Source organism: Salegentibacter salarius, from assembly GCF_900168265.1.
GTDB lineage: Bacteria > Bacteroidota > Bacteroidia > Flavobacteriales > Flavobacteriaceae > Salegentibacter > Salegentibacter salarius.
In genome coordinates this window covers 13466-39877 of the sequence record NZ_FVZF01000009.1, presented here as the reverse complement: position 1 = coordinate 39877, position 26412 = coordinate 13466, and the positions used below count along the sequence as shown (strand labels likewise).

Genomic DNA, 26412 nt, shown 5'->3' with positions numbered 1-26412 from the left:
CGGGGAGTGCTTACTATTGGTGAATAAAAGTTAAACGCAAATTACCATTGTATGGGCCTGGAGGTCCAGCTACCTGGCTATTTATATACAAAGTGCCTCCCACAAAAACCTCCTGCGGCGATTTTGTAACAACAAAAGTAGAACCCGTGCTTATGTCCTGCTGTAAATTAACTCGAAGTTTTACATCACTTCCTGAAGGACCGGAAAGAGTAGTCTCCAAATGAGGTTGAATTTGAATAATTGTGCCTGGGTTAGCATAAACATCAAATATTGCGTAAGAAGGACTTGCTCCCATATTCAGCAGGTATATATCACCGTTGCCCGTTCTACTACCGTCAGGGCCTACCCTTACAGTACCGCCATTGGTGCCTACGGTAAAAGATCCAAAATTTAGAAACTGTGTAGTTCTTACTTCAACTTCAATGGGAATTGGCGGATTCTCCTGGGCGCTAACTTCCATTACTGAAAGCATAAATAGCAATATCCAAAAAGATGTTTTATAAAAACTAAAGTTATACATATCGTTTTCTCTATTTTTTTATGACTACTTTTTTGGCGTGCCTTGCTTTACCTACCTGAAGGTTAATAATATATACTCCGTCACTGGTAATACCGTCAAAAGTCACCTGGTCTTTTCCACGCCCTTCTTTAATTTGGAGTATTTGTCCGGTAATAGTACTCGCTCTTAAAATCCCTTGCTGGCTTTCTTCTAAATTTAGCTCTATTACTACATTACCATCTTCAACTTTAACATCAAAAGGTTCGTTAAATGCAATTGCCGGACTTGAAACTTCTTCTTCAGAAAACATTAATTCGAACCTGGAATTATGTGTTCCTGCTTTTATATTAAAGGTGTATTCAGGATTTTTACTAAGGTTCTGACCTATACTTTTTACGTGATCTATTAAGTAAATATTGAAATTTGGACTTAAATTTTCTATTGCGGATAAGTTGATGTGCATCTGACCATTTTGATCAGCTTTTATTCCCAGCGGAATTTTTTTGTAGCTCCTGCTTTCCGGAAATGGAATCGCATTAATAGCCAGTTCTTTTTGGTCTTCAGTTATATTATAAAAACTCGGTACGGCAGGATCGGTATTCATTAATTTATGCGCGTCCATTTCCTTTTCAAAATTAGGCGTGGCATACGAGGAAAAGTAGATCACCATAGGATCTTTTCGATTAGCTCCTTTAAAACCTGACTCTAAACGAACGAGTGATTTTTGCTCAGTAATTTGCGATCTATAGAATTCCTGTTCGAAATTTGTGACACGAACATTGTTATTCATTCCAAAGCTACCGGTTACCAAATCCTGAGTATCAGAATCGCTTACTTTTATAAAAAAGCCCTGCATAGAAGGAATAATGCTGGGTGAGCTTCCATCTGATATCGGTTCACCAGTAGAAACATCGTTTACATAGGCGGTGTAAGTACCTGTGTACTGGTTATCATCGCTAGCGGTAAAGAAGTAAATTCCGTCATCAATATTATCCCGGGTCCAACCTTGTGATGCATTCCAATCTATAGGCGAAGGATAGGGATTTCCTACTAAATGAAAACCTTTGGTATGTTCCCGATGATTATTTTCTAACTGGCGTGCTGGAATAGTACCATGGTTAACTTCACCACTTAACTCTATAGTTTGTGAAGCGGTTGATGTTCCAAAATTAAGTGCATAACCTTCAGTAACATTTAAGCTATTTCCGGGGGTAATATAAGCTTCCCAACCGGTAGCATCAAGATCAAGGCTATCTATTCTTCGGTTTTCTTCATAGCGGTAAAAGTGAGTAAATCCTGTGACAGGGTCTTCAAAATCCATATAAGGAGCAAAATCGTATACTATAGAATTTTGAAATGGAGCACTAAAATATTTATAACCAAATGCTTTATCAAGATAACGTTGCATACTCACCAAACCAATTACTTCGCCATTTCCAGTGCCGTCTATAAGTGCGGTTTGATTTTCGTCAGAAATTAAGGTCAGTTCATTACCGGTATCAAAATTTCCGTTTTCAACTTTTAAAGTTCCTGTAACTTCAATAATCGCCTCTGAAGTTACTCCCGAACTATTATCAATATTTAAATTTCGAATTCGGTTATTTTCAAAAGCTGAATTTGGAATGATCTGCGCTGAAGTTCCTTCAAAAGAAATACTACCTGTAAACGTGTTTAGGACTCCATTATTAGTCAAATTCCCGGCAATACGCAACCAGTTATCATTGACTAATACACTTGCGGTATTTTCGATAACTAAATCTTTAGCAAAAGCATTAGTTCCAGGATTTATTTCAGGATAATTTCCTGAAGCTAAATTTTCGGGAATTAATACATCGATCTCTAAAGTAGGCAGGCTGTTGCAACTCCAGTTATTGGTATTGTTCCAGTTGGTGTTTTCGGCGCCCGTCCATTTCCATTCATCCTTAACCACAATCGTTACATATTTAATAATACTGCTACAATCATTGGCATTAGTAACAACAAGCGAATAGTTTCCTGCATTTACCTGGTTAGCATTTGGAATAACAGGATTTTGCTCATTGGAAGTAAAACCATTAGGTCCCGACCATTGATATGTAACTCCTGAAATAGTGGAGGAAATAAGCTGAATATCACTTCCCTGGCAAACAGGAGAATTGCTCGATACTATAGGAACAGGTAAATTATCTACCGTAAGAAGCACATTTCTTGATATTGATATTTTGCAATTAGAATTAGCTGGATCGGTTGGTTTTACGATAAGCCGGTAAAGATTCCCACTATTTTCAACTGAAGTATTTGGTATTGAATAAGAGTTGGAAGTGGAGTCTATAATTACCGTCTGCCAATCGTCATCTCCGCTTTTCTCCTGCCATTCATAAGTTACATCAGCAAGCTCAGGTACAGTAAAAGTCGCAGTACCACCCTCACATACCACCTGATCAGATATAGCAGTTAGATCATAGCAATTGAGTTGTTCCACTAAATCATCAGGAAATTCATCCTGATTGTTTTCGAAATCTTCTTCATTACCAAAGTCACAATCATCACCTTGGGTGGTAGTAGTGCCGTCATATTGACCACCACAACCGGTAAAATTACCACCCCAATTATCTCCATTACCCAAAATATAGATTTTAGCATTATCTATAATTACCAAATCCTGACCAGATGAACCTCCCTTTGTGAAATCACCATATACAATAAGATAGCTGTCCTTTTTTAGAGTGATATTGACCTTATTATGAGCAATGAAATTACCATATACAATTAACCTCCCACCTTCACCTAACTCTAAAGATGCACCATTTATATCCATATTAAACTCTCCATTTACAATTAAAGTACCGGTAATTGTAAGCTTAGAGTTTTTACTATAAATCACATTGTCTACTTCCCTTGGAGGATCAACAGCAGATATAGTAATATCATCATTACCTATAAGTAAATCTTGAGCCAATAAATCTGAAGTAAAAAACATCCCCATCACCAAAAAGGCAATTTTTAAAAGAAAGAAAAATCGGGGGGACTTTTGTATCATTCTATTTTAATGATTTTTCTGTCTTAGCTAATACTTCTCCCTTGTCTTCAGCATATGAAACTTTTAATTTTCCATTGTTTAAATCTACTTCTGCAGCATTTCTAAGTTCAAAACTGAAAAACCTCTTGCTGTTTGGCGTATAAACCGAAACTCCTTTTACCATTCCTACTTCAGTTTGTGTCCCATTTGGGGCAATATGAGTAGCGGTAAGATTCCCGTAAACTGACATGTTTCCGGAGCGATTAATAACTAAAGATAGTTTTGGATTCTCTCCTTCGGTATTTAGTGAAAGCTCAGTTAGATCAATTTTGGTAGTGGATTCTCCTTCGCGAACAATAATTGGAATACTAATTCCAAAAACGGTTTTGATATTGATGGAAATTCCTTCGCTTTCTTCTGCTTCTTCGGCGCCAAGCGCGGTTTGCTCTTCTACAGCGCGAAAATACATATGCGAGCGATATTCGCCCTGTTCTAAATTTCCGGTTCTGGTTAATTGAACTCGTATGGTTTGCGCTTCATTGGGCGCTAAACTAACACGACGTGGGAAATACCTAAGAAAATCTTCGGAAAAACGCTGACCATCTGCCGGTTCTTCTACCTGTTCAAAATTTCCTTTTTCGGTCATTATGTAGTTTACAAAGGAAATAGCATATACAGCGGTGTCGCTACCGGTATTGGCAAGATTAATTTCCTGCGAACGTTCAGAACCATCGAATACTAAACGTTTGGGCATGATCATAAGATCGCCCTGGGCGTAAGTTGCAAGTCCTGAAAAAATAAAAATGAATAATAGAAGTAAGGGGCTAAGTAGTTTTTTTATCATATCCGTGGGGCTGGATTTTGAGTTATTATGTTGGTTTCAAAGATAATAAATAGGAATAAACCTGTTAAGGGAATCTAAATTTAATTATAAGAAACCGTCACATTAAAACCAGAGGAATTAGTATAAAAACCGGAAGTCTGGTTAGCTTCCAGGTTCAAAGTACCACCAATTTTTATAATATCGGTTACACTACCTTGTTGAGGAGCAACTGTAAACTGGTCTATAGTAAGAATTTGGTTAGGATTTTCCTGGTTGTATAAAGTAAATTGCTCAGGTAGCGTAATTGAGTAATTATTATTTCCGTGGGTAACTACAGCTTCCGCAGGATTTACCGTTCCCGGGATAGAATTGGAAATCTGCACTCCGTAAGCAACACGGGAACCATCTGGCGATAAAACAACCCGGCCGGGATTGTAGGCGCTAATAATATTTCCGAAATCCAGGTCTACCGTTTTATCAATTTTAATAGGATCAATAACCGTTGCCCTGCTATTTACAATAGCTGAAGCCGAATTTTGAGCCGAAAGACTAAAACCGATTAAACTTAATAATATGAAAATATAATTTTTCATTGGTATTTTCAAAAGCAGTTAGCAAAGATGATTTGAACTAAAAAACGCCGCCAAAAGGGCGGCGTTTTATATATTATTTTTAAATCTATAATTTACTCATAAGCGACGGATACATCAAAAGTACCAGTATAGTTACCTGTAGGTTGACTAGCTTCAACATTTAAAGTTGCTCCAACTCCAATAGTTTGTGAAGATCCTGTACCTTCTGGGGCTGCTCCCGCGTTATCAACAAAATTATCTACAGTAATCTCGTCTGAATTAGTGTTAGTAAGAACAACACTTGTAGTAGGTAAGGTAACGCTATACGCAAAACCATCCGCAGCAGTTACATCAAATGTTGCCGGTGTTGGTGTAGTCGCCCCAATTTGAGATAATCCAGAAACTGCACCATCTGCGTCAATAACAACTGAGCCTGCAATATTGTTTGAGACTTTACCAAAGTTTAGAGCTTGTGTAGGAGCAATTTGTAAGGGACTAACGATATCTGCAGCAGCATTAGCAGTTGCAGTTTGTGCGAAAGCAGTTCCAGAAATAAGGGCTAGTAGGATAAAAGTAATTTTTTTCATTTCGTTTATTTTAATTTTTGATTTGGGTTCAAAAGTTTAACACCGCAAATATGGGGGTAAACCCCTATACGAATGAAAATTATTCGACAACCAAGATAAAATACTCGTTGAAATGCACTTTTGGATAAAATTATGATAAAACTACAACGATATAGTGTAGTTTATTGAAGATTTTTCAATTGTAGTTGACGGTAACTTGTAAATCGGCATTGGTTTTGTAGTCGCCGGGTTGCTGGTTAGGATTTACAATTAAACTTGCTCCAACTTTAATAGTTTTGCCGTCACCAGCTATAGAAGAGCCATCATAATTTGTGGTAAAATCCTGGAGTAGCATACTTTCACTACCGCTACTTAATCTATGACTTCCCTGAGGTAAACTAATACCAAAAGCAAAACCTGTTTGCCCGGTAACTTCAAAGGTAGCTGCAGAAACAGTTCCCCCTTCTGCAAGTTCAATATCTCCGTTGGTTATTCTGGTATTTTCGGGGGTAAGGATAACAGCTCCACCTTCTTTAGCGTCAATATTGGCGAATTGCATATTTGAAGTAGTGGTAATACCTATAGGTTGGATAATAGTGGCAGAAGCAGTGAAGTTTGCCGTCGCAGAAGCCTGGGAGAACAAGTTATTTGCCGTTATAATAGAGAAAAATAAGATTAGTGTGTATATTCGAGACATCTTCAAACTGCTTAAATTGATTTTCGTATTTTAAAGATATAAAAACTTTTTAGTTATCATCGATGAAATACATTAAAAAATCGATTAAATACACGTTTTTTGTTGATGGCTAAGTTTTGCTAGCTGAAAATGACTACTTTTTTATTTGTGTTTAGCTCATTTAATAATGGAATAGAGTCTATATGGCTTAAGTTTTAAAATATTTAGGTTGTGAAAGGAATATGAGTAAATTAGGGGTCTTAACTAATCAACTTAATTTGCTTATCTATGAAAAACTCTTACTCTACCAGTTTAAACCTTCAAAATACAGATTTTGGACTTTTACTATTTAGACTAATAATTGGAGGTTTAATGCTTACTCACGGATTTCCAAAACTGCTTACATTTTTTGGGAGCGAGGAGATTGTTTTTGCAGATCCTATTGGATTAGGGGAGACCGTCACCTTTACTTTTGCAGTTTTTGCAGAATTTGTTTGTGCTATACTTATTATTCTAGGCTGGGTTACTCGCTTTGCTGCTATTCCTTTAATAATTACTATGGCTGTAGCCGCAATTATTGTTCACTGGACAGATGGTTTTGGTCGCCAGGAATTACCCTTATTATATATGGGAGGCTTTCTTTTACTTTTCTTTACAGGTGCAGGAAAATTTTCACTGGATTACTATCTTTTAAAGAAGGACTAAAACCTGAAGCTAAAGAAGTGTTGAGAAAAAACCGTTTTTAGTTTATAAGTAACTTTCTATTATAAGATATAGAACAAAAAAACCTCCTGTTATTAAATAGAATGACAGGAGGTTTTTAAAGTTATTGTTAACATTATATCAGGTATCTCATTTTGTATCAGGATCTGGTAAATCGTCTAGATCTTTCTTTTTATCAGAAGTTCCTTTTTTATTAAAACGATAGTTTTCTTCATCTACCAGTTCCTCTTTGTCCTTTTTATTGTTCTGATTACTTCCCGGGATATCCATATTATCGGCTGTAAAATCTACCGGCTTTTCCCGGTCCAGGTCTTTATCCTGACCTTTGTTCATACTGCGACCTTTTTCATTTAAGGCTTGTTTGTCTTCCGCAGTGATATCAGAATCATACTTTTTCTTATTTTCTTCTTTACTCATAATTTTGCTTTTCTTGAAATTAATAAATAGGAGGAAACTTAAAGAAAATACCAGGTTAAAATCTGGTTAAATAAAAATGGCCTAAAAAGATTATTCTCTCTTTAGGCCATCTATATAAATAATTGGAAAATAATTTTATTCAGACTCCAACATTGCGAAGAATTTATCCAGGTTAGGTATAATCACAATTCTGGTTCTTCTGTTTTTTGCTCTGTTCTCGTTATTAGTATTGTCTACTAAAGGTTGGTAGCTACTTCTTCCTGCTGCAATAAGTTTCTCTGGTGCAACATCATATTTATCCTGCAGTAAACGTACAATTGAAGTTGCTCTTCTCACACTAAGATCCCAGTTATCCTGGATGTAAGAACCTTCAACCATTGTACGGTCGTCTGTATGACCTTCAATCATAACTTCCATAGCAGGCTCAGAATTGATCACCTCAGCAAGTTTTTTCAATAAAGGTTGGGCATTATTAGAAACTCTGTAGCTCCCGCTTCCAAATAATAATTTATCTGAAACATTTATCATCACTACAGTCTCATCAACAGTGATATCAATATCCTCATCGTCGGCTCCTTCAGAAATGTTATTCTTTAAGTTATGAGAAACCGCAAGGTTAATAGAATCTTCTAAAGTTTCAGCCTGTGCAACTTTTTCAGGATCCATTTTTGCGATGGTAGCTCGCATTTTATCCTTATTGTTGTTAGACATCACGGTAAGATCGTTCATTTCCATCTTACTATCGTTCTCTTCGCGTAAAGAATTGATCTTTGAGTTGTAATCTGCAACACGTTCTTCAATACGTGCATATTTCTCTTCAATTTCTTCTTTTTCTACTTGTGTTTTTTGCAGTGTGCTTCTGGTATCATTAAGTTCACTTTCCAGTGCAATATATTTTTTTTTTGATACACATGAGCTTAGCATTGTTGCTGCTAAAACTGTAACTGTGATTGCTCTCTTCATATTTCGGATTTTTTTAAGTTAGGCCTTAGTTTTAGATTTGGTTATTTAAAGGCTAATACTTTTTAGGCGAGAACCATACCAGTTGGCAATGCCAATCAATATTTTACTAGAAGCCTATATTTATTAATTTATGAACTTCTCATTTTATGTGTTTTACAGTGCTGCCGGGTACCGAAATTAATTTAAAGGAATAATTTATTTCTGATTTAGTATAAAACCGAAATTGTGGATTTCCACTAAAAACTGTGGTGAAATTGCACACTTTTTAGTTTGAAGAAGCTAAATGATCGAGCAAACACCATGATTGTTAAATATCTATTTATCAGTATTTTAAGTTTTTTTTTTATTCGTAATTTTCTGAGCTAATAATTAAATGGGGACTTATGAAAAATTCAAAAGCTTTTTGCCAAATGCTGTTCTCTTTATTGCTGGTGTTTAGTTTATCGGCCTGCCTGCAGCAATGATGACGATGTAGATGACGTATCTGATGATATTACAGATGATATTAATGGAACTGACGATGATAATGGAATCGGAAATGGTGACGGGAATGGCGACCCTGATCCTGATGCCGCAGCGGTTTTCATTCTAATAGATGAAGAAAGCATCGATAATGGAAACGAACCTAACGACTTTTCTGAAAATGATGTAAATGATAATATTTCTGAAATTGGCCGACGTTAAATTCTCGCTTACTTTAGTGAAAATGTGGGGGAAGAAATTACACTATACACCGGCCAAACCGGGGATGAAGGTTGGTTTGCTTTAAAAGAAATTCCTAATTCCTGGAACGATGCAGGGCCTACTGCAAGTGGGGCCAGGAATTTTCTCGAACCAGGCCCGGGGCTGGGACAGGATGAAAGTGAGATCTATTAGATGAAATTCCTAATGTTATGCCTCTTAGGGCAACCGGACTTGCAATGTTGACAGGCCAAACTATTATTGCTGTGGTTTTTGACAGTGATATTAGTATTAATTACGATCCCGTAGAAGGAAATCTGCAGGGTGAAAAACTTGGTGTAGTTGCTTTTGAAGTGATAAGTGTAGCTGAAAGGACTAGTGGTTCAGACTCTGATCTTCCTTCAGTGAATATTAGAATTTAAACTTTATGGAAGTTGAAGCTTTAGAGCTGAATCTTTTTAGCAATGCTCCCATCCTCGAATCTTCTTCAGAACCAGAGGATACTGTTCCGCCTGCCACGATTCCCGATATTGAACTGAGCCCGGCGGAATAAAGCTTAATTAACTTAATCTTAGGTTTAAAAACTTTATATTACTCTTAGAATACAATAAATTTGAAATTCTAGCGATCATAGGATTTGGAAAAGGAAAAAAAGAAGAAGAAAAAAAGATATAGAATATTAAAGATCCTCGCAAAATTCTTTGCGGGGCTCTTTATTTTTATAATACTACTGTTACTTTTTATTAGAAGTCCCTGGGGACAGGATATAATAAAAAATCAGGTGGTAAAGAATATTTCCAGTAAAACCAATACTGAGATCGCGCTGGATAAACTTTTTATTACCTTCTCCGGAAATATTCAATTAGATGGTCTCTACCTGGAGGATAAAAAGGGCGATACACTGGTTTACTCACGTTCACTAGAAGCCGATATTCCCATTTGGCCAATTATCCAGGGGAATGCCATAAGCATAGATAATTTAGACTGGGAAGGCTTAAAAGCCAATATTGTTAGAAAAGATTCTATTGATGGTTTCAATTATGAGTTTCTAATGGAAGCTTTCGCAGCAGATTCTACTCAAACCACCCAGCAATCAATTCAACAAGATACTACAGCTACACAGGAAATTAATATAGGTAATATTAATTTTAAAGATTTCAATGTTACATTTAAAGATGATGTGATGGGTATAGATACCCAATTATCCCTTGGTGAGCTTATCCTGGAATTCGAGAAAACCGACCTGGAAAAAATGGATTTTCGTGCAGAAAATGCCAGACTTAGTAATACTGAATTAACCTATTTACAGAATAAGCCGTTTCCAGCACCCGAGAATGAGGAGCCTGCGCCAATGCCTTATTTGGTGGTAGATAATCTTAATTTAGAAAATGTACAGGTAAACTATAATTCTATTCCCGATGGAATTGATGCCAATATTAATATAAATGAATTTTTAGCTGAAGTTCCCTTAATGGATCTTAAAAGTCAGGAGATTGAAGTCAATGAAATTGCACTTCAAAATTCTGATATTAAGCTAGAAATGCAAACCATAGATAAGCCGCAAGATAGTACGGTGGCTAAAACTTCTCCTTTTACCTGGCCAGATTGGAAAGTTTCCGTAGATAAAATAGATTTTTCTGAAAATCAATTAAGTTATTTGGTAGATGGTGCTGAGCCTAAACAGGGAGAATTCAACGCTGAAGCTTTAGTTCTTGATTCTCTAAATTTTAGAGCGAATAATTTATTTTTTAAAGATAAAAGAGCAGGAGCAGAAGTTGCTGCTTTAAATTTCAAGGAAGCTTCGGGGCTTAATTTAAATGAACTTCATTTCAATCTAAATTTTGAAGATACGCAATCAAGCCTTTCAGAGCTGGTAGTGGCTTTAAATGGAAATCAATTTAAAGGGGAAGCGAGTTTGAATTATAATTCTGTTCAGGATTTGATAGACAATTACGAAACGGCAGAACTTTCAGTCAATTTACCAACAATTCTGGTAGATGTGAAGGAAGCTTTTAGGTTTCAGCCAGATTTAAAGTCTAACCCTTATATGAAGGAGTTGGCCAGCAATAAAATTTCAGGGAACCTTAAAGCTTCGGGTAAATTATCTTCAATAGGGATTGCAAGAGCTAATTTTAATTGGAAAAACACTTCATTTTCCGCTAACGGAAATATTTATAATGCCACCAATCCCGATAACATAAGCTTTGATATTCCTCGTTTTAGCGCAAAATCTAGAAAAACCGATATTAGCGGTTTTGTAAGCGAAAAAGAACTTGGAATAAGTATTCCGAAAAATATTCAGCTAAGTGGAAACTTCAAAGGAAGTCCGGAAGACCTTTCTGCTAAAGCGTTTTTACAAACTTCTGAAGGAGATATCCGTATAGACGGGAATTTCACCAATAAAGAAGAGATTGCTTTTAAAGGAAAAATGTCTTCTGAAGAACTTCAGCTCGGAAATCTTTTGCAAAATAAAAGTCTTGGTGCTTTAAATCTTGAAGTTGAAACTTCCGGAAAAGGAAGCACAGTAAACACCCTTGATGCGACTTTAGATGCAACCATAACTTCATTTTCTTATAATGATTATGAAATTGAAGGCCTTAATATTTCAGGCGAAATTGATAATGGAACCGGTCATATTACTTCAAGTTATAAAGACGATAACTTAGAATTAGCGCTTAATTCTCAGGTAGAACTGGATTCGGTAAAACCAAACGCGAACCTTAATTTAGATTTAAAAGGAGCAAGGTTACAGGAATTGGGACTGGCTTCCCGTGATATTCGACTGGCTTTTAAACTGGCAGCGCAATTTGAAGGAAATGCTGAAGAATATGAAACTTACGCCGATTTTACTGAAGCGGTGGTGGTTTATGATAATAGTACTTATCTCCCGGGAGATCTAAATGCACACGCTTTTGTGCGACCAGATTCTACATCGCTACAGATCAGCAATAAAATTCTAGAACTGGACCTCAAATCGAATGCTGATCCTGCAGATTTCACAGCGGCATTAAATAGACATTATGAATCCTATTTTACTGAGGTAGATCCTTTAGATACCGTGCAACCGGTAAATTTAAAACTGAGGGGTACAATTAAGGATGCGCCTGTTTTAAATGAAGTTTTTCTATCTAATTTAGAACAATTGGATACCATAAATATTGAAGCAGATTTCAATGAAAAAGAGCGAAAGCTGGATGCTTTGGTGAGTTTGCCTTATATAAATTATTACAGCAGTAAAATTGACAGCCTGGAATTCAGGTTAAATTCAGATCCTGATAATTTTGATTTTAATCTTGGATTTAAAGCAATTAACTCTGGGCCAATTGCTATTCAAAAAACTGATTTTAACGGAAGTCTTACAGAAGATAAACTTTTCCTTGATTTCACTTCAATTCAGGGGGAAGAACGCCTATTTCACGTAGCTTCAGAAATCACAAAACCCGGAAACAATCTTAGGTTTCATATAAATCCTGAAGATTTGATCTTGAACAAGAAGGAGTGGAACATTGCTGCGGAAAATGAAATGCTGGTTTACGATCAGGAAATTAGTGCTAACAATTTTAGGTTAACGCGTAATGACCAGGAAATGATTTTAAGCGACGAACTTTCGTATTCAGATAAAAATCATATCGGGTTACAGTTTAATAATTTCAATTTGGGAGTATTACTTAATTACATTAATCCTGAAGAAAAACTTGCAACAGGCCAGTTAAATGGGCACCTGGTTTTTGAAGATCCTTTGCAGAAAATCGGAATTTTAGCAGGCCTGGAAATAAACCAGTTAAGCGTAATGGAGGTTCCTTTAGGTCAACTAAGCTTAAATTCTACCCCAAAAGCCGATTTCCAGTATAATGTTGGTTTAGCTATAAAAGGAGATAATGTAGACCTTGATATGGACGGTGATATCCAGGCACTGGATTCTACCACGGTGGTAGATATGAAGATGGATATTAATAAAATAAGTATGAAAACCCTGGAAGGATTTTCTATGGGTGCAATTACCAATGGAGAAGGTAGTCTTTCGGGTAGTTTAACTCTTGGAGGCACCACCACAGAACCGGAATATAATGGTGAGCTTAAATTTGACCAGGCTAAATTTAGAGTTGCTTTATTAAATGCTCCATTCACATTTCCGTCAGAAAGATTAGAATTTGATAACCAGGGAGTTTATTTCAATGAATTTAGAGTGGAGGATAAGGATTCCAATTCATTTGTAGTAAATGGAGAAATGCTTATAAATAACCTGCTTAATCCTGAATTCGATCTTGATCTAAGGGCAAGAAACTTTCAGGTACTAAATTCTACTAAAGAAGACAACGAGCTCTTCTACGGCACCGCCACTTTTGATGCTGATGCCACGCTTACCGGAGATCTTAATGTCCCAGACTTAGATATGGATATCACCATAGGTTCTAATACCGATTTTACTTATGTAATGCCGGAAGAGGAACTGGCAATGCAGGAAAGGGATGGTATCGTGATCTTTACAAACAGGGAAGATCCAGATGATATTTTAACTGGAAATGAAGAAGAAGAATCGGCTACGCTTACGGGTTATAAGATTAATGCACTAATTAATATCAATGAAGAAGCTGCGTTTAATATTATAATAGATGAGCAAACCGGTGACAATTTTAGAGTGAAAGGGGAAGGGGAACTAGATTTTAATATTTCCCCTAACGGAAGAATGACGCTTGCAGGCCGTTATACAATGAGCGGTGGTCATTACGAGATGAGCCTTTATAATTTAGTAAAAAGAAGATTTGAAATTGCTGAAGGTAGCCGTATTACCTGGGCTGGAGATCCTTTTGATGCCACTTTAGATGTAAGCGCTATATACAGGGTAGAAGCTTCACCGGCCTCCCTTATGGCCGCTGGAGATGGGAATCGATTTAGAAGGGAATTACCATTTTTGGTTTATCTAAATGTTGGCGGGGAATTAATGCAGCCAAAGTTATCTTTTGGATTACAAATGCCTGAAGAGGAAAGAGGTGCTGTTGGTGGCGAGATATATGGCCGTTTGCAGCAATTAAATAGCCAGGAAGCCGAGCTGAACAAGCAAGTGTTTTCATTATTAGTGCTAAACCGTTTTTATCCATCTTCCAATAATGCGGGAGACAGCGGTGGAAATTTATCCATTGCCCGAGACAATCTAAACCAGGCTTTAGCAGATCAATTAAATATGTTTTCTAATAAATTATTGGGAGACACTGGGGTGCAACTTAATTTTGGCGTAGACAGCTACACCGATTACCAGGGGAATACCGCAACCCAACGCACCCAGGTAGATATAGAAGCTCAAAAGTCTTTACTTGACGATCGTTTAATTGTTAGTGTGGGTAGCGAAGTAGGAGTTCAGGGTGAAAGCAGGCCGGGAGAAGAAGCCAGTCCGCTAATAGGAAATGTAAGTATTGAATATTTGCTTACCGAAAATGGCCGTTTTAGACTAAAAGGTTTTAGAAGAAATGAATTTGAGAATGTTATAGATGGGCAACTTATTGTTAGCGGAATTGCCTTTATTTTTACCCGAGAATTCAATGAATTTCAGGAATTATGGGATAATTTCTTTTTGAAAGAAGAGGAAGAAAAAAACTCAACCGAAAATAACGAAAAAGAAAATAATCAATAAAACCAGCAGGATTCAGGCTAAAAGAATATTTAATAATTGGGGAAAACTATAAACCCGGGAGAAATTCAAAGATTAAGATTGAAGTTATAAATAGATGAAAATATACTTAAAATATATCACGCTTGCTTGTTTAGTTTTTTTGCTATTTCAGGCCTGTAATGTAAAGAAATTTGTACCAGACGGTAAATTGCTATACACCGGCGCCAAAATTTCTCTAAAAAGTGATACTACCATTAAAAAACGTTCTCAATTAAAAACCGAGTTAGAATCTGTTTTAAGTCCGGAGCCTAATAGTTCATTCTGGGGAATGCAGCCGGGATTATATTTTCATTATAAAGCGCAGCGAGAGAAACCAGGTTTTATCAATAAGTTTTTGAATAAAAAGATAGGCGAGGAGCCGGTTTACACCAGTGATGTGGAGCCTGTGAGAACAGAAGATTTAATTAAGAACAGGCTACAAAATCGAGGCTTCTTTTACAGTAATGTTGTTTCTACTGTTAACAGGAATGAAGAAAAGAAGAGAATGAATGTGGCCTATGCGGTAGATGTGCCCACACCTTATTTGCTCGAGAAGTATAAATTAGACTCTGATAGCCTTCAAATTTATAAAGAGATAAGTAATAGTATAGAAAATTCGCCTTTGGAAGAAGGAATGCGATTTGATCTTTCCACAATGAAACTAGAAAGGGAAAGAATTGATAGGGATTTAAAGGCTAAAGGATATTATAATTTTAATTCTGGTTTTCTAATTTTCGAAGCTGATACCAATCAATACGCACAAAAAAAGTTTGATCTCTTTTTAAGGCTTAAAAAAGATGTTCCTACTCCGAGTATAATTCCGTATAAAATTAAAAGCGTTAATGTATACCCGAATTACGAGGTAGGAACCGATAGTTCTACAGCTAAAACTCGTTATGCGGAAAAGAACTTTTTTCAAAAAGAGCTTTTCTTTAAACCTAAACATTTAGATCCTTACCTGCTTATTGAAGAAGGTCAGCTTTACGATCCCGAAACTTCCCGAAATACCGCCAGAAGATTGGGCAATATTGGTGCTTACAAATTTGTAAATATAAATTACCAGGAAATAGATAGCCTTTCTACCGACAGTCTCGGGGTTTTAGAAACTAATATTTATCTATCTCCATTAAAAAAGCGTTCGTTACGAGCAGAAATCCAGGCGGTAACCAAGTCTAATGGTTTTACGGGCCCAAGTTTGGCATTAGGTTATACTAACAGAAACCTTTTTAAAGGTGGTGAAATTTTAAATATTACCGGTGATTTCGGTTACGAGTTCCAAGTTGGTGGCGGTACCCAGGCCGGTTTAAACAGTATTCAATTAGGGCTGGAAGGTGATTTAATTTTTCCCAGGATGTTATTTCCTATCGATATCAACGAAAACTGGTTTTCGTATTCTATTCCTAAAACCAAGGCTAGTTTAGGTTTGGATTATCTTAGCCGAAGTCAATTATTTAGCCTCAGTTCGGTATCGGCCAGGTTTGGTTATATCTGGACTGCCAATAGATATGTTACCCACGAGTTTAATCCTGTTTCGGTAAACTATGTAAACCTTGGACAAACCAGTGATGAATTTGAGCAAATCCTTAGAGATAATCCATTTTTACAAAATAGTTTTAACCAGGATTTTATTGCTGGTTTAACCTATTCTTTTTCTTACAACGGACTTATTGATGAAAATAAAACCCATCAGTTTTTTCTAAATTCAACCTTAGATGTAGCCGGAAATTTGGTGGACGCTATTAGCGGTCATAGCGAAGAAGATCCGCAAACATTTCTAGGCTTGAGATATTCCCAATATGCAAAAGCCGATGTAGATTTCAGGTATCATTTAAAAACAGGAAGGGATTCAAAAATAGCTTCAAGACTATTCGCCGGTTATGGTTTACCTTATGGGAATTCTGATGTATTACCATTTACCAAACAGTATTTTGCCGGAGGACCATACAGCGTTAGAGCTTTTAATATTCGCTCTTTAGGTCCCGGAACTTACGAACCGGAAGGTGAAGATGGTGCTTTTTTTGACCAGGCCGGGAATATTAGGTTAGAAGCAAATCTTGAATATCGTTTTCCGCTTTTCCCATATTTATACGGTGCTGTTTTTGCCGATGCGGGGAATGTTTGGTATACAGGAGAAAATAGTACGTTAGATGGCGGCGAATTCAGTAAAGATTTTATGAATGAATTGGGTATAGGTACCGGTTTTGGCTTAAGGGTAGATATTCAAAGTTTTGTGATTCGGGTAGATCTTGCAGCACCGCTGCACGATCCTGCTTTACCTGAAGGCGAGCGTTGGGAATTTGATTATGCAAATCCTGTGTTGAATTTTGCCATTGGTTATCCCTTTTAATCCCTCCAGAGGGTTTAGTAATCCAAGGTTTCCTCGAAACTTTGAAAAGTTTTTGCCTAATCATACCTCTTGGCCTTGCCCCCGAAATTCTTAATTTATTGTTGAAAGATGCATCAGGAAATACTAAAACACGTTACTTCAAAAATTGAACTTTCTAAAGATGAACAACGTGAATTTGTTGGAATTCTCACTGAAAAGAGTATTTCTAAAAAGGACATTTTAATTGCACCCGGGCAGGCCGTAGATTGCGAATATTACGTGGTAAAGGGGTGTTTAAAGGCTTACTATCTAGACAAAAATGGTAATAAGCATATTATTCAATTTGCTCTAGAAGATTGGTGGATTAGCGATTTTGAAGCTTTCTTCGGAAATTATCCTGCCCAATTATATGTGGAAGCCATAGAAGATTCGGTGCTTCTGGGAATTCATCGCGATACGCTTGAAACCTTATATAAAAGGATTCCAAAATTTGAACGTTTTTTAGAATAAAAACTACTAATGCCTTTGTAGCTCTAAGAAGTAGAATTTTATCCTCTCTTCAGAAAAACAATAAAGAGCGTTACCTTGAATTTTGCCAAAAATACCCCGAGATCGAGAATCGCGTACCTAATTATCATATAGCTAATTACCTGGGTATAAAACCTGAAAGTTTAAGCCGACTTAGAAAAGAGCTTTTTTAGTTTGATAATCTCAATTCGACATAAGAAAAGCGCGTCAGTTCGAGTGAAATTCGGGAAGAATTTTATATCGAGAACAGGTCTTTGAACTATAAAGGTTAGCTGTAACTCATATTAACATTTATTAACAGCTACTGCTAACATACATCAACAAGTTTCTCCCTCCTTTAAATTAATTTAGCGCTGAAAAAATTGCTAAGAAAAAGATTAATAAAAATAATTTTATAAGACTATGAGTAAAGAACAGCATTTATTAAAATCATATAATTTAAACGGCTTAGAACTTCCAAATAGAGTGGTAATGGCTCCAATGACAAGAAGTAGAGCTGATAATCCTGAAAATGCACCTATTGAAGGACTGCACGATGTTTATTATACCCAAAGAGCTTCTGCAGGCCTAATAATTACCGAAGGTTCACAGGTATCTAAAGAAGCGGTGGGTTATGTAAACACGCCGGGGATTTACAGTAAAGAACAGGTGCAAGGCTGGAAAATGGTTAATAAAAAGGTACACGAAGCTAATGGCCGAATGTTTATCCAGCTTTGGCACGTAGGCAGAATGTCTCATCCAGATTTTCATAATGGAGATTTGCCATTATCAGCTTCTTCTATAAATCCTGAGTCACAATCTTATACCTATGAAGGCTTTAAAGATACGGTTACGCCAAAGGAAATGAGCATTGAAGATATTAAAAGAACAGTTCAGGATTTTAAAAATGCTTCCAAAAATGCCATGGAAGCAGATTTTGACGGAATAGAAATTCATTCTTCAAATGGGTATTTATTCCACCAGTTTTTCAATGGAACCTCTAATAAAAGAAATGATGAATACGGTGGAAGTATAGAAAACCGAGCTAAAATACTTTTTGAAACTATAGATGCGATCAAAGAAGTAATGCCCGAGACAAAAATTGGTTTAAGACTGAATCCTTCTCTCCACGGAATTTTTGGAATGACGATGGATGAAGAAACCATTCCAACTTTCGATTATATTATCAAGAAGCTTAATGATTATGATCTTGCCTATTTACATTTATCGGAACCTTTTAATGATGTTTCTGAGGTGCCATACGCTGTAACAGAGATCGCTAAAAGGTACCGCCCAATGTATAACGGAACTTTAATGATTAATGCCGGCTTTGATCAGGAATCTGGAAATAAGGTTATTGAAGAAGGCAACGCTGATCTCGTTGCATATGGTAAACCCTATATTTCAAACCCAGATCTAGTAGAGCGTTTTGCTGAAAATATGCCACTTTCAGAATGGGATACAGATACTTTCTATGTTCCTGGTAAGAAAGGTTATATAGATTATGAAGCCAAAGCCAGAAAGCAAGAGGCTTAAACTTCAGTTCAATTGTAACTGACTATTAAAGAGGTTGTTTGGAAATTTTGCAAACCGTCACTCTGAACTGGTTTCAGGGTCTAACATATTTCAATTATAAACATATTAGATTCTGAAATAAATTCAGAATGACAAATTAATTTAATTCCAAACAACATCTTTTTTTAAAATGAAATCACATTCTTCCCGATAGATTTCCCTGATTCCTGCAGGCTGTGAACTTCTTTAAAAGTTTCGGGACTCAAACCTTTAAAAGTTTTATTAAGTGTGGTTTCAATAGTTTCTTCTTCTAAAAGCTTTGAAATTCTTTCCAGGATTTCGTGCTGCTTATGCATATCGGGGGTTTGAAATTTTGCACGGGTAAACATCAATTCCCAATGAAAAGCCACACTTTTATTTTTCAGTATGTTTAGATCTACAGGGTTTTTAGTTTCCACAATAGAGCAAATATTTCCCTGAGGTTTTATAAGATTTGCCATGGCATCCCAGTGCATATCAGTATCAGAAAAGTTCAGGATATAATCTACCTGTTCATATCCTTTTGCCTTCATTTCTTCCTCCAAATTTTTATGATTTACAATCACATCAGCGCACATATTTCTACACCAGGCTTCAGTTTCATTTCGGGAAGCAGTAGCGATCACATTAAATTTGGTAAGTTTCTTTAAGAGTTGAATAGCAATAGAACCAACGCCGCCGGCGCCACCAAGAACAAGAATATCCTGGTTTTCTCCTGAATTTTCTTCAATTTTTAAGCGTTCAAAAATGCATTCCCAGGCTGTGAGCGAGGTTAGGGGCATAGCAGCGGCTTCTTCAAAAGAAATATTTTTAGGTTTATGTCCTGCAATATTTTCATTTACCAGCTGAAACTCTGCATTACATCCGGGTCTGTCTATTTCACCTGCATAATAAACTTCGTCTCCCTGCTTGAATTTGGTTACTTTATTACCAACGCGTTCTACAATCCCGGCAGCATCCCATCCAAGGATCTTTGGCTCTTCCAGTTCTTTATCTTTAGCGGCATTCTGCCTCACTTTAAAATCTACTGGATTAACCGAAACGGCTTTAATTCTTACCAAAAGATCTGAGTCGCCCGGTTTGGGTTCTTCAGTATTGAATTCAATAAAACTATCGGTATGATCTATGGGGTGTGATTTTTTTATTCCTACGGCTTTCATATGCTAATTTTTAATTTCTACTTTAATTCAATTTCAATGTAAGAAATATAAAAACCAGCGCCCAGCACTTAAGAAAACTATAAGAGATAGTAGGTAATTAATGTTGAAGTTTACCGCCGTAGCAAAGGTCTCCGGCATCGCCCAGTCCGGGTATAATATAACCGCGATCATTCAATTCTTTATCAATTGTAGCGATCCAGAGTTTCGAATCTTCAGGAAATTCCTTTTCTAATAGATTTATACCTTCTTCGGCACCAATTACGGCAACTAAATGAATTTCCTTAGGTGTTCCCATTTGTTTTAGAGCCTTCATAACATTTACGAAAGATCCGCCGGTGGCCAGCATAGGATCAGCGAGAATAAGGGTTTTTCCTTCCAGAGAAGGGGAGGCGAGGTATTCTACTACAATTTCAAAATGCTCATCATTATTTGGGTGATGACGATAGGCTGAAATAAAAGAATTTTCAGCATCATCAAAATAATTCAATAAACCGTTATGTAGAGGAAGACCTGCACGTAAAATTGAACAAACCACAATTTCATTTTCCGGTAATTGAACTTCAGCATTTCCTAGAGGAGTTTTGATATTTTTAGCCGAAAATTTTAATTGTTTACTTAATTCGTAACCTAGAATTTCACCCAAACGCTCAATATTTCTGCGAAAGCGCATTCTGTCTTTTTGAATATCTACATCTCTAAGTTGTGCCACAAATTTACCGGCTATTGAATTTTCTTCCAGAAGATGATTTACCTGCATAGTAGTTTTTAATTTTTGCTTGAATACTGCGAACCCGGGTCGAATATTTTAAAATCGCTTAGTAGCGTAAAGGTAAGTAAATGTTTTGCGAATGCGTAACCAGATAAAGTGACATTCGGCGATTAGTTTTAAAAGATTTTTCTTTAAAGTAATTTGGCCGTATTTTTGATATTACAAGCTTAAAGAATTCATCTTATGAAGTTTATATATACTTTTTTATTTATTTTCTTTTCCGCGCTAAGCTATGGGCAAATAGATCTTCCGGCTACAAGCAATACAGGAGGCATTTTAAAGGCAGAACCAGAAAAAAAATCCTCTGGTTTCCCTATTCTTCGTTCTGAAGAATCTAATGAAGAAAGTAAATATCTTAGGGAGAAACCAAAGGAGATAGATTTTAGAGAAAAACCGAATAATTTGAAGACCGCTGGAGATGCCGTTAAAGAAAAATGGACAGAAGATAAAGAAGCACTTGAAAAATATAGAGAAGATCAATATTTAGGCGATTTTAAAACTTCCGGGAAGTTTGTAGAGCTTTATTGCCGTGATCATCAATTTGTAGATGGAGACCAGGTGAATATTTACGTAAACGGAAAATTTGTACAACGCGTAGTTCTTGGTGGGGGCTTTACTCCAGTACTAGTGACCCTGGAAAGCGGATTTAACAATATAGAATTTCAAGCCTTAAACCAGGGATCATCAGGGCCTAATACGGCGCAACTTAAAGTGCTGGAAGAAAACGGGAACCTTGTAGCTTCTAAAGAATGGAACTTGCTAGCCGGCGCTAAGGCCAGTTTAATTGTGGTTAAAGAGTAGTCTCTTTTAAACTGTAGCATTCAAAGAATTATTCATCATTAAACTTCTACATTTTAAATTTCATTTAATAACTTTATAAGAAATCCAATCTTATGAAGCGTATATTAATTGCTATAGATTATCACCCGGTTTCCGAAAAAGTAGCTGAAGCCGGTTACAACCTAGCTAAACAGCTGGATGCTAAGGTTTGTTTACTTCATGTAATGGCCAATGTTAGTTACTACGGAATTGATTATCCTACTTTTATGGGCTATTCTGGTTATGATGAAATGGCCGTAAACATGGATATCGCTCAAGAAATGCGAGGTGTAGTGGAAGATTTTCTGGAAACAGCAGCAAAACATCTGGAGGATGAAAAAGTAGAAACACATTTAGCCGAAGGAGACGCAGCAGCGGCGATTCTTGAATATTCAAAAACCTGGAATGCAGATCTACTAGTAATGGGAACTCATAGTCATTCAGTTTTTGAAAAACTTTTAATGGGAACCGTAGCTTCAAATGTCTTGGAAAAGACTGAAGTTCCGGTTTTTATGGTGCCGATAAAAAAAGATTAAAATAAATTAATAAAACAAAAAAGTCTTCCAATACCGGGAGACTTTTTTTGTTTTAAAAAGGAGAAATAAAATTTCTCTAGATAAATTCTGAATTCTTTTCGCAAAGCACCAGGTCTTGCATTTCAACTATTATAGCTTCCCCTTTATTTTTGTTATACCATAGTTGCAGGTCTGTTTTAAGTTGCTCATCAATTTTATCATGTTTCTGCACATAGTCGTCCACTACTTTTGTAGCTGCCTTAGAACGTGGTCCCCAATGATTAACCACCTCCAGGTATTTGTCTAGTATAATAAGCTTTGGGATAGAACGGGAACCATAGGTTAAGAAAGAATCCATTAGCTCTGGATTCTCATCGCGCAGCACAATTTTTAACTCAATATTCTCTGAACTTGAAGCTAGTTTATTAAAAAACGGAAGACTTTGGGCAGCATCCCCACACCAGGGCTCGGTAATTACCAGCCAGGTTTGTTTTACGTTTATATCTTGAAAGTATTTATTTTGCTCTTCTGAAAGCTTTATGGTTTTAAAAGACATTTTTAAAATATCCCGGCCATATAATGGAGCTGCAAAACCTAAGAACTGGGAATATTTTTATTATTAAAATTAAGTTGGTAAAGGTGTTCAACTTTAAGCCCTTAATATATGAGCCCGATCATACATTGGTTAATTTCTGGGATCTAATTTAGAGTTTGGGTATCATTTTAAAATTCATTATGTTGAATGGATAAAGAGTATAGGCAAGGCAATTTCGATGATTTAAGTAAGCCTGATAAAAGCAAATTTTAAGAATAAATCAGGCTAAAAAATGAGCATTTAGGATTGGTTTACATTCATTGAAAATGTATATAAAACAAAAAAGTCTTCCAAAATTGGAAGACTTTTTGTGATCGCGCCAGGATTCGAACCTGGGACCGCCTGCTTAGAAGGCAGGTGCTCTATCCAGCTGAGCTACGCGACCGTTTTTGCGGTTGCAAATATAAGCCTCTTTCGAAATAAAACAACCTTTTTTTAATTAAAAATGTATTTTTTTTATTCGGTCCTGTTTTAACCCGGTTTTAATCTCTTTTTAACTTAATTTTTATTTTGAAAGTTTTTCTAAATTATATCCTTAATTTTGCTGCGGTAATTTTTTTAATGTCCCTTTGCTAAATTAAACCTGCCTCACGCTACCAGGTTTTAAAATTGCGGCTTTTATTACCAAATCTTAATTACAGTCTATAATTGTGTATGGAGTTTCAGTTTACGATTATTGTTCCGGTTTACAATGAAATAGAAAGTCTCCCCAGGCTTTTTGAATATTTACAGAATTATCTAAAGTCGGCATCGCTTAGATCTTGCGTATTACTTGTGGATGATGGCTCTAGTGATGGTAGTGCTTCTGCAATAGAAAAATTTTGCCTGGATCACGATGATTTTAACTGCCTGTTATTTGATAAGAATTATGGAAAAGGAGCCGCTCTAAAAGCCGCTTTCGATTATACCAAAACCCCTTTACTTGGCTACCTGGACGCGGATTTACAAACACATCCTGAGGATTTTGAATTACTCTTTCCTTATATTGAAAATTACGGTTTAGTTACCGGCTGGCGTAAAAACAGAAAAGATACTTTGGTAAAGCGTATTTCCTCTAAAACCGGAAATGCAGTAAGGATATTTTTTACCAAAGACAATATACACGATACCGGATGTCCGCTTAAAATTATGCATACAGCATACGCTAAAAAAATCCCGATGTTTAAGGGTTTACAGCGGTTCTTACCTGCAATGATATTGCTTCAGCAAAAGGAGATTAAAGAGGTAGTAATAAATCATTACCCCAGAATTGAAGGCCATTCAAAATACAATTTTAAAAATAGGTTTCTTGGCCCGTTAATAGACTGTTTTGCCTACGTCTGGATGAAAAAATCTTATATAGATTACAGTATGAAAGCGAAACATGGATAGTTCGCTCATAATTTATGTGATAGGATTTACTGCTCAAATTCTGTTTTCTTCAAGGATGATTATGCAATGGATTCTTTCTGAAAAACAGAAGAAGGTTCTTACACCAATTCTTTTTTGGGAACTGAGCTTACTTGCTTCCTTTTTATTATTTATTTATGGTTATGCCAGGGACGATTTTGCTATTATGCTGGGGCAGAGTCTTACTTATTTCATCTACATTAGGAATTTGCAATTCCAGGGACAATGGAATAAACTTCCTTTTATTATTAGATTTTTGATCTTTGTTTTCCCGGTAATAGTGGTGGTTTACAGTTTTTTTAATAATGAATACGACCTTCAAAAGCTATTTCAGAACGAAGCTATCCCTTTATGGCTGCTGATATTAGGGATTGTTGCCCAAATAATTTTCACCCTTCGCTTTTTGTACCAATGGATATATTCTGAAAAACAGAAAAAATCTTCTTTGCCACTGGGATTTTGGTGGTTAAGCCTTGCCGGTTCCTCTTTGATCCTAATTTATGCTATTTTGAGAAAAGACCCGGTTTTACTTATTGGGCATTTATTTGGCGCTTTAATGTACATTAGAAATATTATAATTCATCATAATGAAATTAGAGAATAAATATCTGGTCCTGCTAATACTTGTGGGAATTGCTGTGTTTTTTGTAAATCTAGATGCTATCTATATCAACATTATGGAGGCGCGTAACTTTATTACCGCCAGGGAAATGTTGAACGATAATAACTGGATCTTCACTACAATGAATGCCGAGCCGCGTTATGAAAAACCTCCATTACCAACCTGGCTAACCGCAATTTCTATGTCTGTTTTTGGGATGGAAGGTCTTTTTGGTTTGAGACTTCCTTCTGCAATTATGGGATTGCTCCTGGTGGTGTTTATTTATAAATTTCTGCTTAAGATCACCAGAAATATTGAACTGTCATTTTTAGCCGGTATAATTGCTACAACTTCATTTTATATCGTTTTTTCCAGTAGAGACGGGCAATGGGATATTTATACCCATAGTTTTATGATGCTCGCTATATTTTTTCTCTACAAATTATATAATACGACAAAAAACTGGTATCTCTTTGCCACAATCAGCGGGCTCTTTATCGGCTGCTCTATTCTAAGTAAAGGCCCGGTTTCTCTCTATGCATTATTTCTTCCATTTTTAATTGCGTATGGTTTTATCTATAAATTTAAAGGGACTAAGAAACGTTGGAAAGCGATAGTGCTTTTGGTTGTAATTGCTTTAATTTCAGGGGGGTGGTGGAATCTTTATGTTTATTTATTTGACACCCGAGCCGTTGCTGAAATCACAACCCAGGAAACCGGAAGATGGTTAAATTATAATGTTAGACCCTTTTATTATTACTGGAGCTTTTTTATACAAAGTGGATTATGGACTATTCCTTCTTTTGTAGCGCTGCTTTATCCTTATTTAAAAGACAGGGTTAGCAACAAGAAAGCCTACAAATTTGCCCTTTTCTGGACCTTAGCTTCGGTTTTTCTGTTATCTGTAATTCCAGAGAAAAAATCCCGCTATCTCTTACCGGTGCTTATTCCGATGACAATGAACACCTCTTTCTATATAGAATACCTTTTAAATCATTTCAGAAGTATAAAAATAAAAGAGGCTGCAGTAGTGTATTTACATTTTGGAATATTTGCTTTAGTAGGCTGTATCTTCCCAATTGCTGCATATTTTTATTTTGAACCTATGTTGGAAGACATACTGCTGTGGTACATTTTAAGCTCATTTTTCTTATTTATCATCGGCATTTTAATGTTTAGATTTTTAATGCTGAAGAAAATAAAACCTGTATTTTATTTAAGTATTTTTTTCTTAATAAGTGTTGTATGGTTCGGTTTGCCGATGGCTGATAAGATTAATGTAAATAAAGATTATAATAGCATAGTAAATATAGATAAGCATCTAAAAAAGTACGATACAAAGGTATATGAGTTTAAAACTTTTACTCCTGAAATTATCTGGGAGTATGGGAAGCCTATTCCTGTTTTAACCCAGGAAAATAAAATGAAAGCTACAAAGTCTAATAAGTTTTTAATTTTAACCGGAGCTTACCTTAGTGATAGCTTGAAACAGGTGTTTAGTAATTATAAAACAACAAAAATAGATAGTGTAGATATGAATCCTGTAAGTACTAAACATAAACGAAGGTTATATCGCGAGCTCTATTTATTGGAAAAAACAGAAAACCAGTAA

Annotated in this window: 24 protein-coding genes and 1 tRNA gene; 13 read left to right on the top strand and 12 right to left on the bottom strand. The window is 36.1% G+C overall.

The features are described from left to right. Nucleotides 1–13 precede the first annotated feature (13 nt). The 6 genes from B5440_RS06850 to B5440_RS06825 form a co-directional block, all read right to left on the bottom strand. Entirely contained in the window at nucleotides 14–520 is a 507-nt protein-coding gene (locus tag B5440_RS06850) for a DUF4402 domain-containing protein (protein WP_079711096.1), read from the bottom strand. Between the two features lie 10 nt (nucleotides 521–530). Beyond that, nucleotides 531–3518 carry an immunoglobulin domain-containing protein gene (locus B5440_RS06845; protein WP_070055506.1) on the bottom strand — a complete coding sequence of 996 codons (2988 nt, stop codon included), beginning with the start codon at nucleotides 3516–3518 and terminating at the stop codon, nucleotides 531–533. A 1-nt stretch (nucleotide 3519) separates the two neighbouring features. Next, nucleotides 3520–4341: a fimbrial biogenesis chaperone gene (locus B5440_RS06840; RefSeq protein WP_070055507.1), complete on the bottom strand. Its 822-nt coding sequence runs from the start codon at nucleotides 4339–4341 to the stop codon at nucleotides 3520–3522. Between the two features lie 80 nt (nucleotides 4342–4421). Then, entirely contained in the window at nucleotides 4422–4913 is a 492-nt protein-coding gene (locus B5440_RS06835) for a DUF4402 domain-containing protein (protein ID WP_070055508.1), read from the bottom strand. A 92-nt stretch (nucleotides 4914–5005) separates the two neighbouring features. Beyond that, on the bottom strand, nucleotides 5006–5479 hold the full coding sequence (locus B5440_RS06830) for a DUF4402 domain-containing protein (protein ID WP_070055509.1): 474 nt from the start codon (nucleotides 5477–5479) through the stop codon (nucleotides 5006–5008). 175 nt (nucleotides 5480–5654) lie between these two features. Continuing rightward, nucleotides 5655–6155 carry a DUF4402 domain-containing protein gene (locus B5440_RS06825; RefSeq protein ID WP_070055510.1) on the bottom strand — a complete coding sequence of 167 codons (501 nt, stop codon included), beginning with the start codon at nucleotides 6153–6155 and terminating at the stop codon, nucleotides 5655–5657. Between the two features lie 267 nt (nucleotides 6156–6422). On the opposite strand from B5440_RS06825, the gene B5440_RS06820 reads away from it, so the two are divergent. Continuing rightward, nucleotides 6423–6839: a DoxX family protein gene (locus B5440_RS06820; RefSeq protein ID WP_070055511.1), complete on the top strand. Its 417-nt coding sequence runs from the start codon at nucleotides 6423–6425 to the stop codon at nucleotides 6837–6839. 147 nt (nucleotides 6840–6986) lie between these two features. Here the strand turns inward: B5440_RS06820 and B5440_RS06815 are convergent, their stop codons facing one another. Then, entirely contained in the window at nucleotides 6987–7274 is a 288-nt protein-coding gene (locus tag B5440_RS06815; protein ID WP_070055512.1) for a hypothetical protein, read from the bottom strand. A gap of 135 nt (nucleotides 7275–7409) precedes the next feature. Further along, the gene (locus tag B5440_RS06810) at nucleotides 7410–8237 is read right to left on the bottom strand and encodes an OmpA/MotB family protein (RefSeq protein ID WP_070055513.1); all 828 of its coding nucleotides are present in this window, start codon (nucleotides 8235–8237) and stop codon (nucleotides 7410–7412) included. 708 nt (nucleotides 8238–8945) lie between these two features. Here B5440_RS06810 and B5440_RS15610 point away from each other — a divergent pair. From B5440_RS15610 to B5440_RS06785, 7 genes are all read left to right on the top strand, one after another. Beyond that, nucleotides 8946–9113: a hypothetical protein gene (locus tag B5440_RS15610; RefSeq protein WP_198550873.1), complete on the top strand. Its 168-nt coding sequence runs from the start codon at nucleotides 8946–8948 to the stop codon at nucleotides 9111–9113. Between the two features lie 17 nt (nucleotides 9114–9130). Beyond that, nucleotides 9131–9340, top strand: a complete 210-nt coding sequence (locus B5440_RS15605; RefSeq protein ID WP_070055514.1) for a hypothetical protein — start codon at nucleotides 9131–9133, stop codon at nucleotides 9338–9340. Between the two features lie 5 nt (nucleotides 9341–9345). Next, nucleotides 9346–9471 (top strand): hypothetical protein, encoded by a 126-nt coding sequence (locus B5440_RS15805; protein WP_262506401.1) that lies wholly within the window; start codon nucleotides 9346–9348, stop codon nucleotides 9469–9471. Between the two features lie 84 nt (nucleotides 9472–9555). Beyond that, nucleotides 9556–14547 carry a translocation/assembly module TamB domain-containing protein gene (locus B5440_RS06800; RefSeq protein WP_070055515.1) on the top strand — a complete coding sequence of 1664 codons (4992 nt, stop codon included), beginning with the start codon at nucleotides 9556–9558 and terminating at the stop codon, nucleotides 14545–14547. 94 nt (nucleotides 14548–14641) lie between these two features. After that, on the top strand, nucleotides 14642–16912 hold the full coding sequence (gene tamL, locus B5440_RS06795; protein ID WP_070055516.1) for a translocation and assembly module lipoprotein TamL: 2271 nt from the start codon (nucleotides 14642–14644) through the stop codon (nucleotides 16910–16912). 108 nt (nucleotides 16913–17020) lie between these two features. Next, nucleotides 17021–17401 (top strand): Crp/Fnr family transcriptional regulator, encoded by a 381-nt coding sequence (locus tag B5440_RS06790; RefSeq protein ID WP_317039392.1) that lies wholly within the window; start codon nucleotides 17021–17023, stop codon nucleotides 17399–17401. Between the two features lie 420 nt (nucleotides 17402–17821). Then, on the top strand, nucleotides 17822–18934 hold the full coding sequence (locus tag B5440_RS06785; RefSeq protein ID WP_070055517.1) for an alkene reductase: 1113 nt from the start codon (nucleotides 17822–17824) through the stop codon (nucleotides 18932–18934). Between the two features lie 164 nt (nucleotides 18935–19098). Here the strand turns inward: B5440_RS06785 and B5440_RS06780 are convergent, their stop codons facing one another. Both B5440_RS06780 and upp read right to left on the bottom strand, forming a co-directional pair. After that, complete coding sequence (locus B5440_RS06780; RefSeq protein ID WP_070055518.1) at nucleotides 19099–20112, bottom strand: zinc-binding alcohol dehydrogenase family protein; 1014 nt, start codon at nucleotides 20110–20112, stop codon at nucleotides 19099–19101. 97 nt (nucleotides 20113–20209) lie between these two features. After that, on the bottom strand, nucleotides 20210–20869 hold the full coding sequence (gene upp / locus B5440_RS06775; RefSeq protein ID WP_070055519.1) for a uracil phosphoribosyltransferase: 660 nt from the start codon (nucleotides 20867–20869) through the stop codon (nucleotides 20210–20212). A gap of 195 nt (nucleotides 20870–21064) precedes the next feature. Here upp and B5440_RS06770 point away from each other — a divergent pair, with 195 nt between their 5' ends. Together B5440_RS06770 and B5440_RS06765 are read left to right on the top strand one after the other, a co-directional pair. Continuing rightward, complete coding sequence (locus B5440_RS06770) at nucleotides 21065–21682, top strand: hypothetical protein (RefSeq protein WP_070055520.1); 618 nt, start codon at nucleotides 21065–21067, stop codon at nucleotides 21680–21682. A 92-nt stretch (nucleotides 21683–21774) separates the two neighbouring features. After that, nucleotides 21775–22236, top strand: coding sequence for a universal stress protein (locus B5440_RS06765; RefSeq protein ID WP_070055521.1), 462 nt, complete (start codon nucleotides 21775–21777; stop codon nucleotides 22234–22236). A 76-nt stretch (nucleotides 22237–22312) separates the two neighbouring features. Here B5440_RS06765 and B5440_RS06760 read toward each other — a convergent pair whose 3' ends face one another. Continuing rightward, nucleotides 22313–22771, bottom strand: a complete 459-nt coding sequence (locus B5440_RS06760; protein WP_070055522.1) for a thioredoxin family protein — start codon at nucleotides 22769–22771, stop codon at nucleotides 22313–22315. Between the two features lie 350 nt (nucleotides 22772–23121). Then, nucleotides 23122–23195, bottom strand: a tRNA-Arg gene (locus B5440_RS06755). 269 nt (nucleotides 23196–23464) lie between these two features. On the opposite strand from B5440_RS06755, the gene B5440_RS06750 reads away from it, so the two are divergent. Genes B5440_RS06750 through B5440_RS06740 form a run of 3 tightly spaced genes read left to right on the top strand, consistent with a single transcriptional unit; the run spans nucleotide 23465 to nucleotide 26412 of the window. Beyond that, nucleotides 23465–24181, top strand: coding sequence for a glycosyltransferase family 2 protein (locus tag B5440_RS06750; protein WP_070055523.1), 717 nt, complete (start codon nucleotides 23465–23467; stop codon nucleotides 24179–24181). After that, complete coding sequence (locus B5440_RS06745) at nucleotides 24174–24803, top strand: lipid-A-disaccharide synthase N-terminal domain-containing protein (RefSeq protein ID WP_070055524.1); 630 nt, start codon at nucleotides 24174–24176, stop codon at nucleotides 24801–24803. Before B5440_RS06750 ends, B5440_RS06745 begins: the two co-directional genes overlap by 8 nt. Further along, nucleotides 24787–26412 carry an ArnT family glycosyltransferase gene (locus B5440_RS06740; protein ID WP_070055525.1) on the top strand — a complete coding sequence of 542 codons (1626 nt, stop codon included), beginning with the start codon at nucleotides 24787–24789 and terminating at the stop codon, nucleotides 26410–26412. Before B5440_RS06745 ends, B5440_RS06740 begins: the two co-directional genes overlap by 17 nt.

Bases quoted from the DNA above. Each gene is read 5' to 3' on its own strand.
- tamL (WP_070055516.1), top strand. From the start codon at position 14,642: ATGAAAATATACTTAAAATATATCACGCTTGCTTGTTTAGTTTTTTTG.
- B5440_RS06845 (WP_070055506.1), bottom strand. From the start codon at position 3,518: ATGATACAAAAGTCCCCCCGATTTTTCTTTCTTTTAAAAATTGCCTTT.
- B5440_RS06760 (WP_070055522.1), bottom strand. From the start codon at position 22,771: ATGTCTTTTAAAACCATAAAGCTTTCAGAAGAGCAAAATAAATACTTT.
- upp (WP_070055519.1), bottom strand. From the start codon at position 20,869: ATGCAGGTAAATCATCTTCTGGAAGAAAATTCAATAGCCGGTAAATTT.
- B5440_RS06765 (WP_070055521.1), top strand. From the start codon at position 21,775: ATGAAGCGTATATTAATTGCTATAGATTATCACCCGGTTTCCGAAAAA.
- B5440_RS06780 (WP_070055518.1), bottom strand. From the start codon at position 20,112: ATGAAAGCCGTAGGAATAAAAAAATCACACCCCATAGATCATACCGAT.
- B5440_RS15605 (WP_070055514.1), top strand. From the start codon at position 9,131: ATGCCTCTTAGGGCAACCGGACTTGCAATGTTGACAGGCCAAACTATT.
- B5440_RS15805 (WP_262506401.1), top strand. From the start codon at position 9,346: ATGGAAGTTGAAGCTTTAGAGCTGAATCTTTTTAGCAATGCTCCCATC.
- B5440_RS06825 (WP_070055510.1), bottom strand. From the start codon at position 6,155: ATGTCTCGAATATACACACTAATCTTATTTTTCTCTATTATAACGGCA.
- B5440_RS06850 (WP_079711096.1), bottom strand. From the start codon at position 520: ATGTATAACTTTAGTTTTTATAAAACATCTTTTTGGATATTGCTATTT.
- B5440_RS06770 (WP_070055520.1), top strand. From the start codon at position 21,065: ATGAAGTTTATATATACTTTTTTATTTATTTTCTTTTCCGCGCTAAGC.
- B5440_RS06790 (WP_317039392.1), top strand. From the start codon at position 17,021: ATGCATCAGGAAATACTAAAACACGTTACTTCAAAAATTGAACTTTCT.
- B5440_RS06745 (WP_070055524.1), top strand. From the start codon at position 24,174: ATGGATAGTTCGCTCATAATTTATGTGATAGGATTTACTGCTCAAATT.
- B5440_RS06835 (WP_070055508.1), bottom strand. From the start codon at position 4,913: ATGAAAAATTATATTTTCATATTATTAAGTTTAATCGGTTTTAGTCTT.
- B5440_RS06820 (WP_070055511.1), top strand. From the start codon at position 6,423: ATGAAAAACTCTTACTCTACCAGTTTAAACCTTCAAAATACAGATTTT.
- B5440_RS06740 (WP_070055525.1), top strand. From the start codon at position 24,787: ATGAAATTAGAGAATAAATATCTGGTCCTGCTAATACTTGTGGGAATT.
- B5440_RS06810 (WP_070055513.1), bottom strand. From the start codon at position 8,237: ATGAAGAGAGCAATCACAGTTACAGTTTTAGCAGCAACAATGCTAAGC.
- B5440_RS06840 (WP_070055507.1), bottom strand. From the start codon at position 4,341: ATGATAAAAAAACTACTTAGCCCCTTACTTCTATTATTCATTTTTATT.
- B5440_RS06785 (WP_070055517.1), top strand. From the start codon at position 17,822: ATGAGTAAAGAACAGCATTTATTAAAATCATATAATTTAAACGGCTTA.
- B5440_RS06815 (WP_070055512.1), bottom strand. From the start codon at position 7,274: ATGAGTAAAGAAGAAAATAAGAAAAAGTATGATTCTGATATCACTGCG.
- B5440_RS06830 (WP_070055509.1), bottom strand. From the start codon at position 5,479: ATGAAAAAAATTACTTTTATCCTACTAGCCCTTATTTCTGGAACTGCT.
- B5440_RS06750 (WP_070055523.1), top strand. From the start codon at position 23,465: ATGGAGTTTCAGTTTACGATTATTGTTCCGGTTTACAATGAAATAGAA.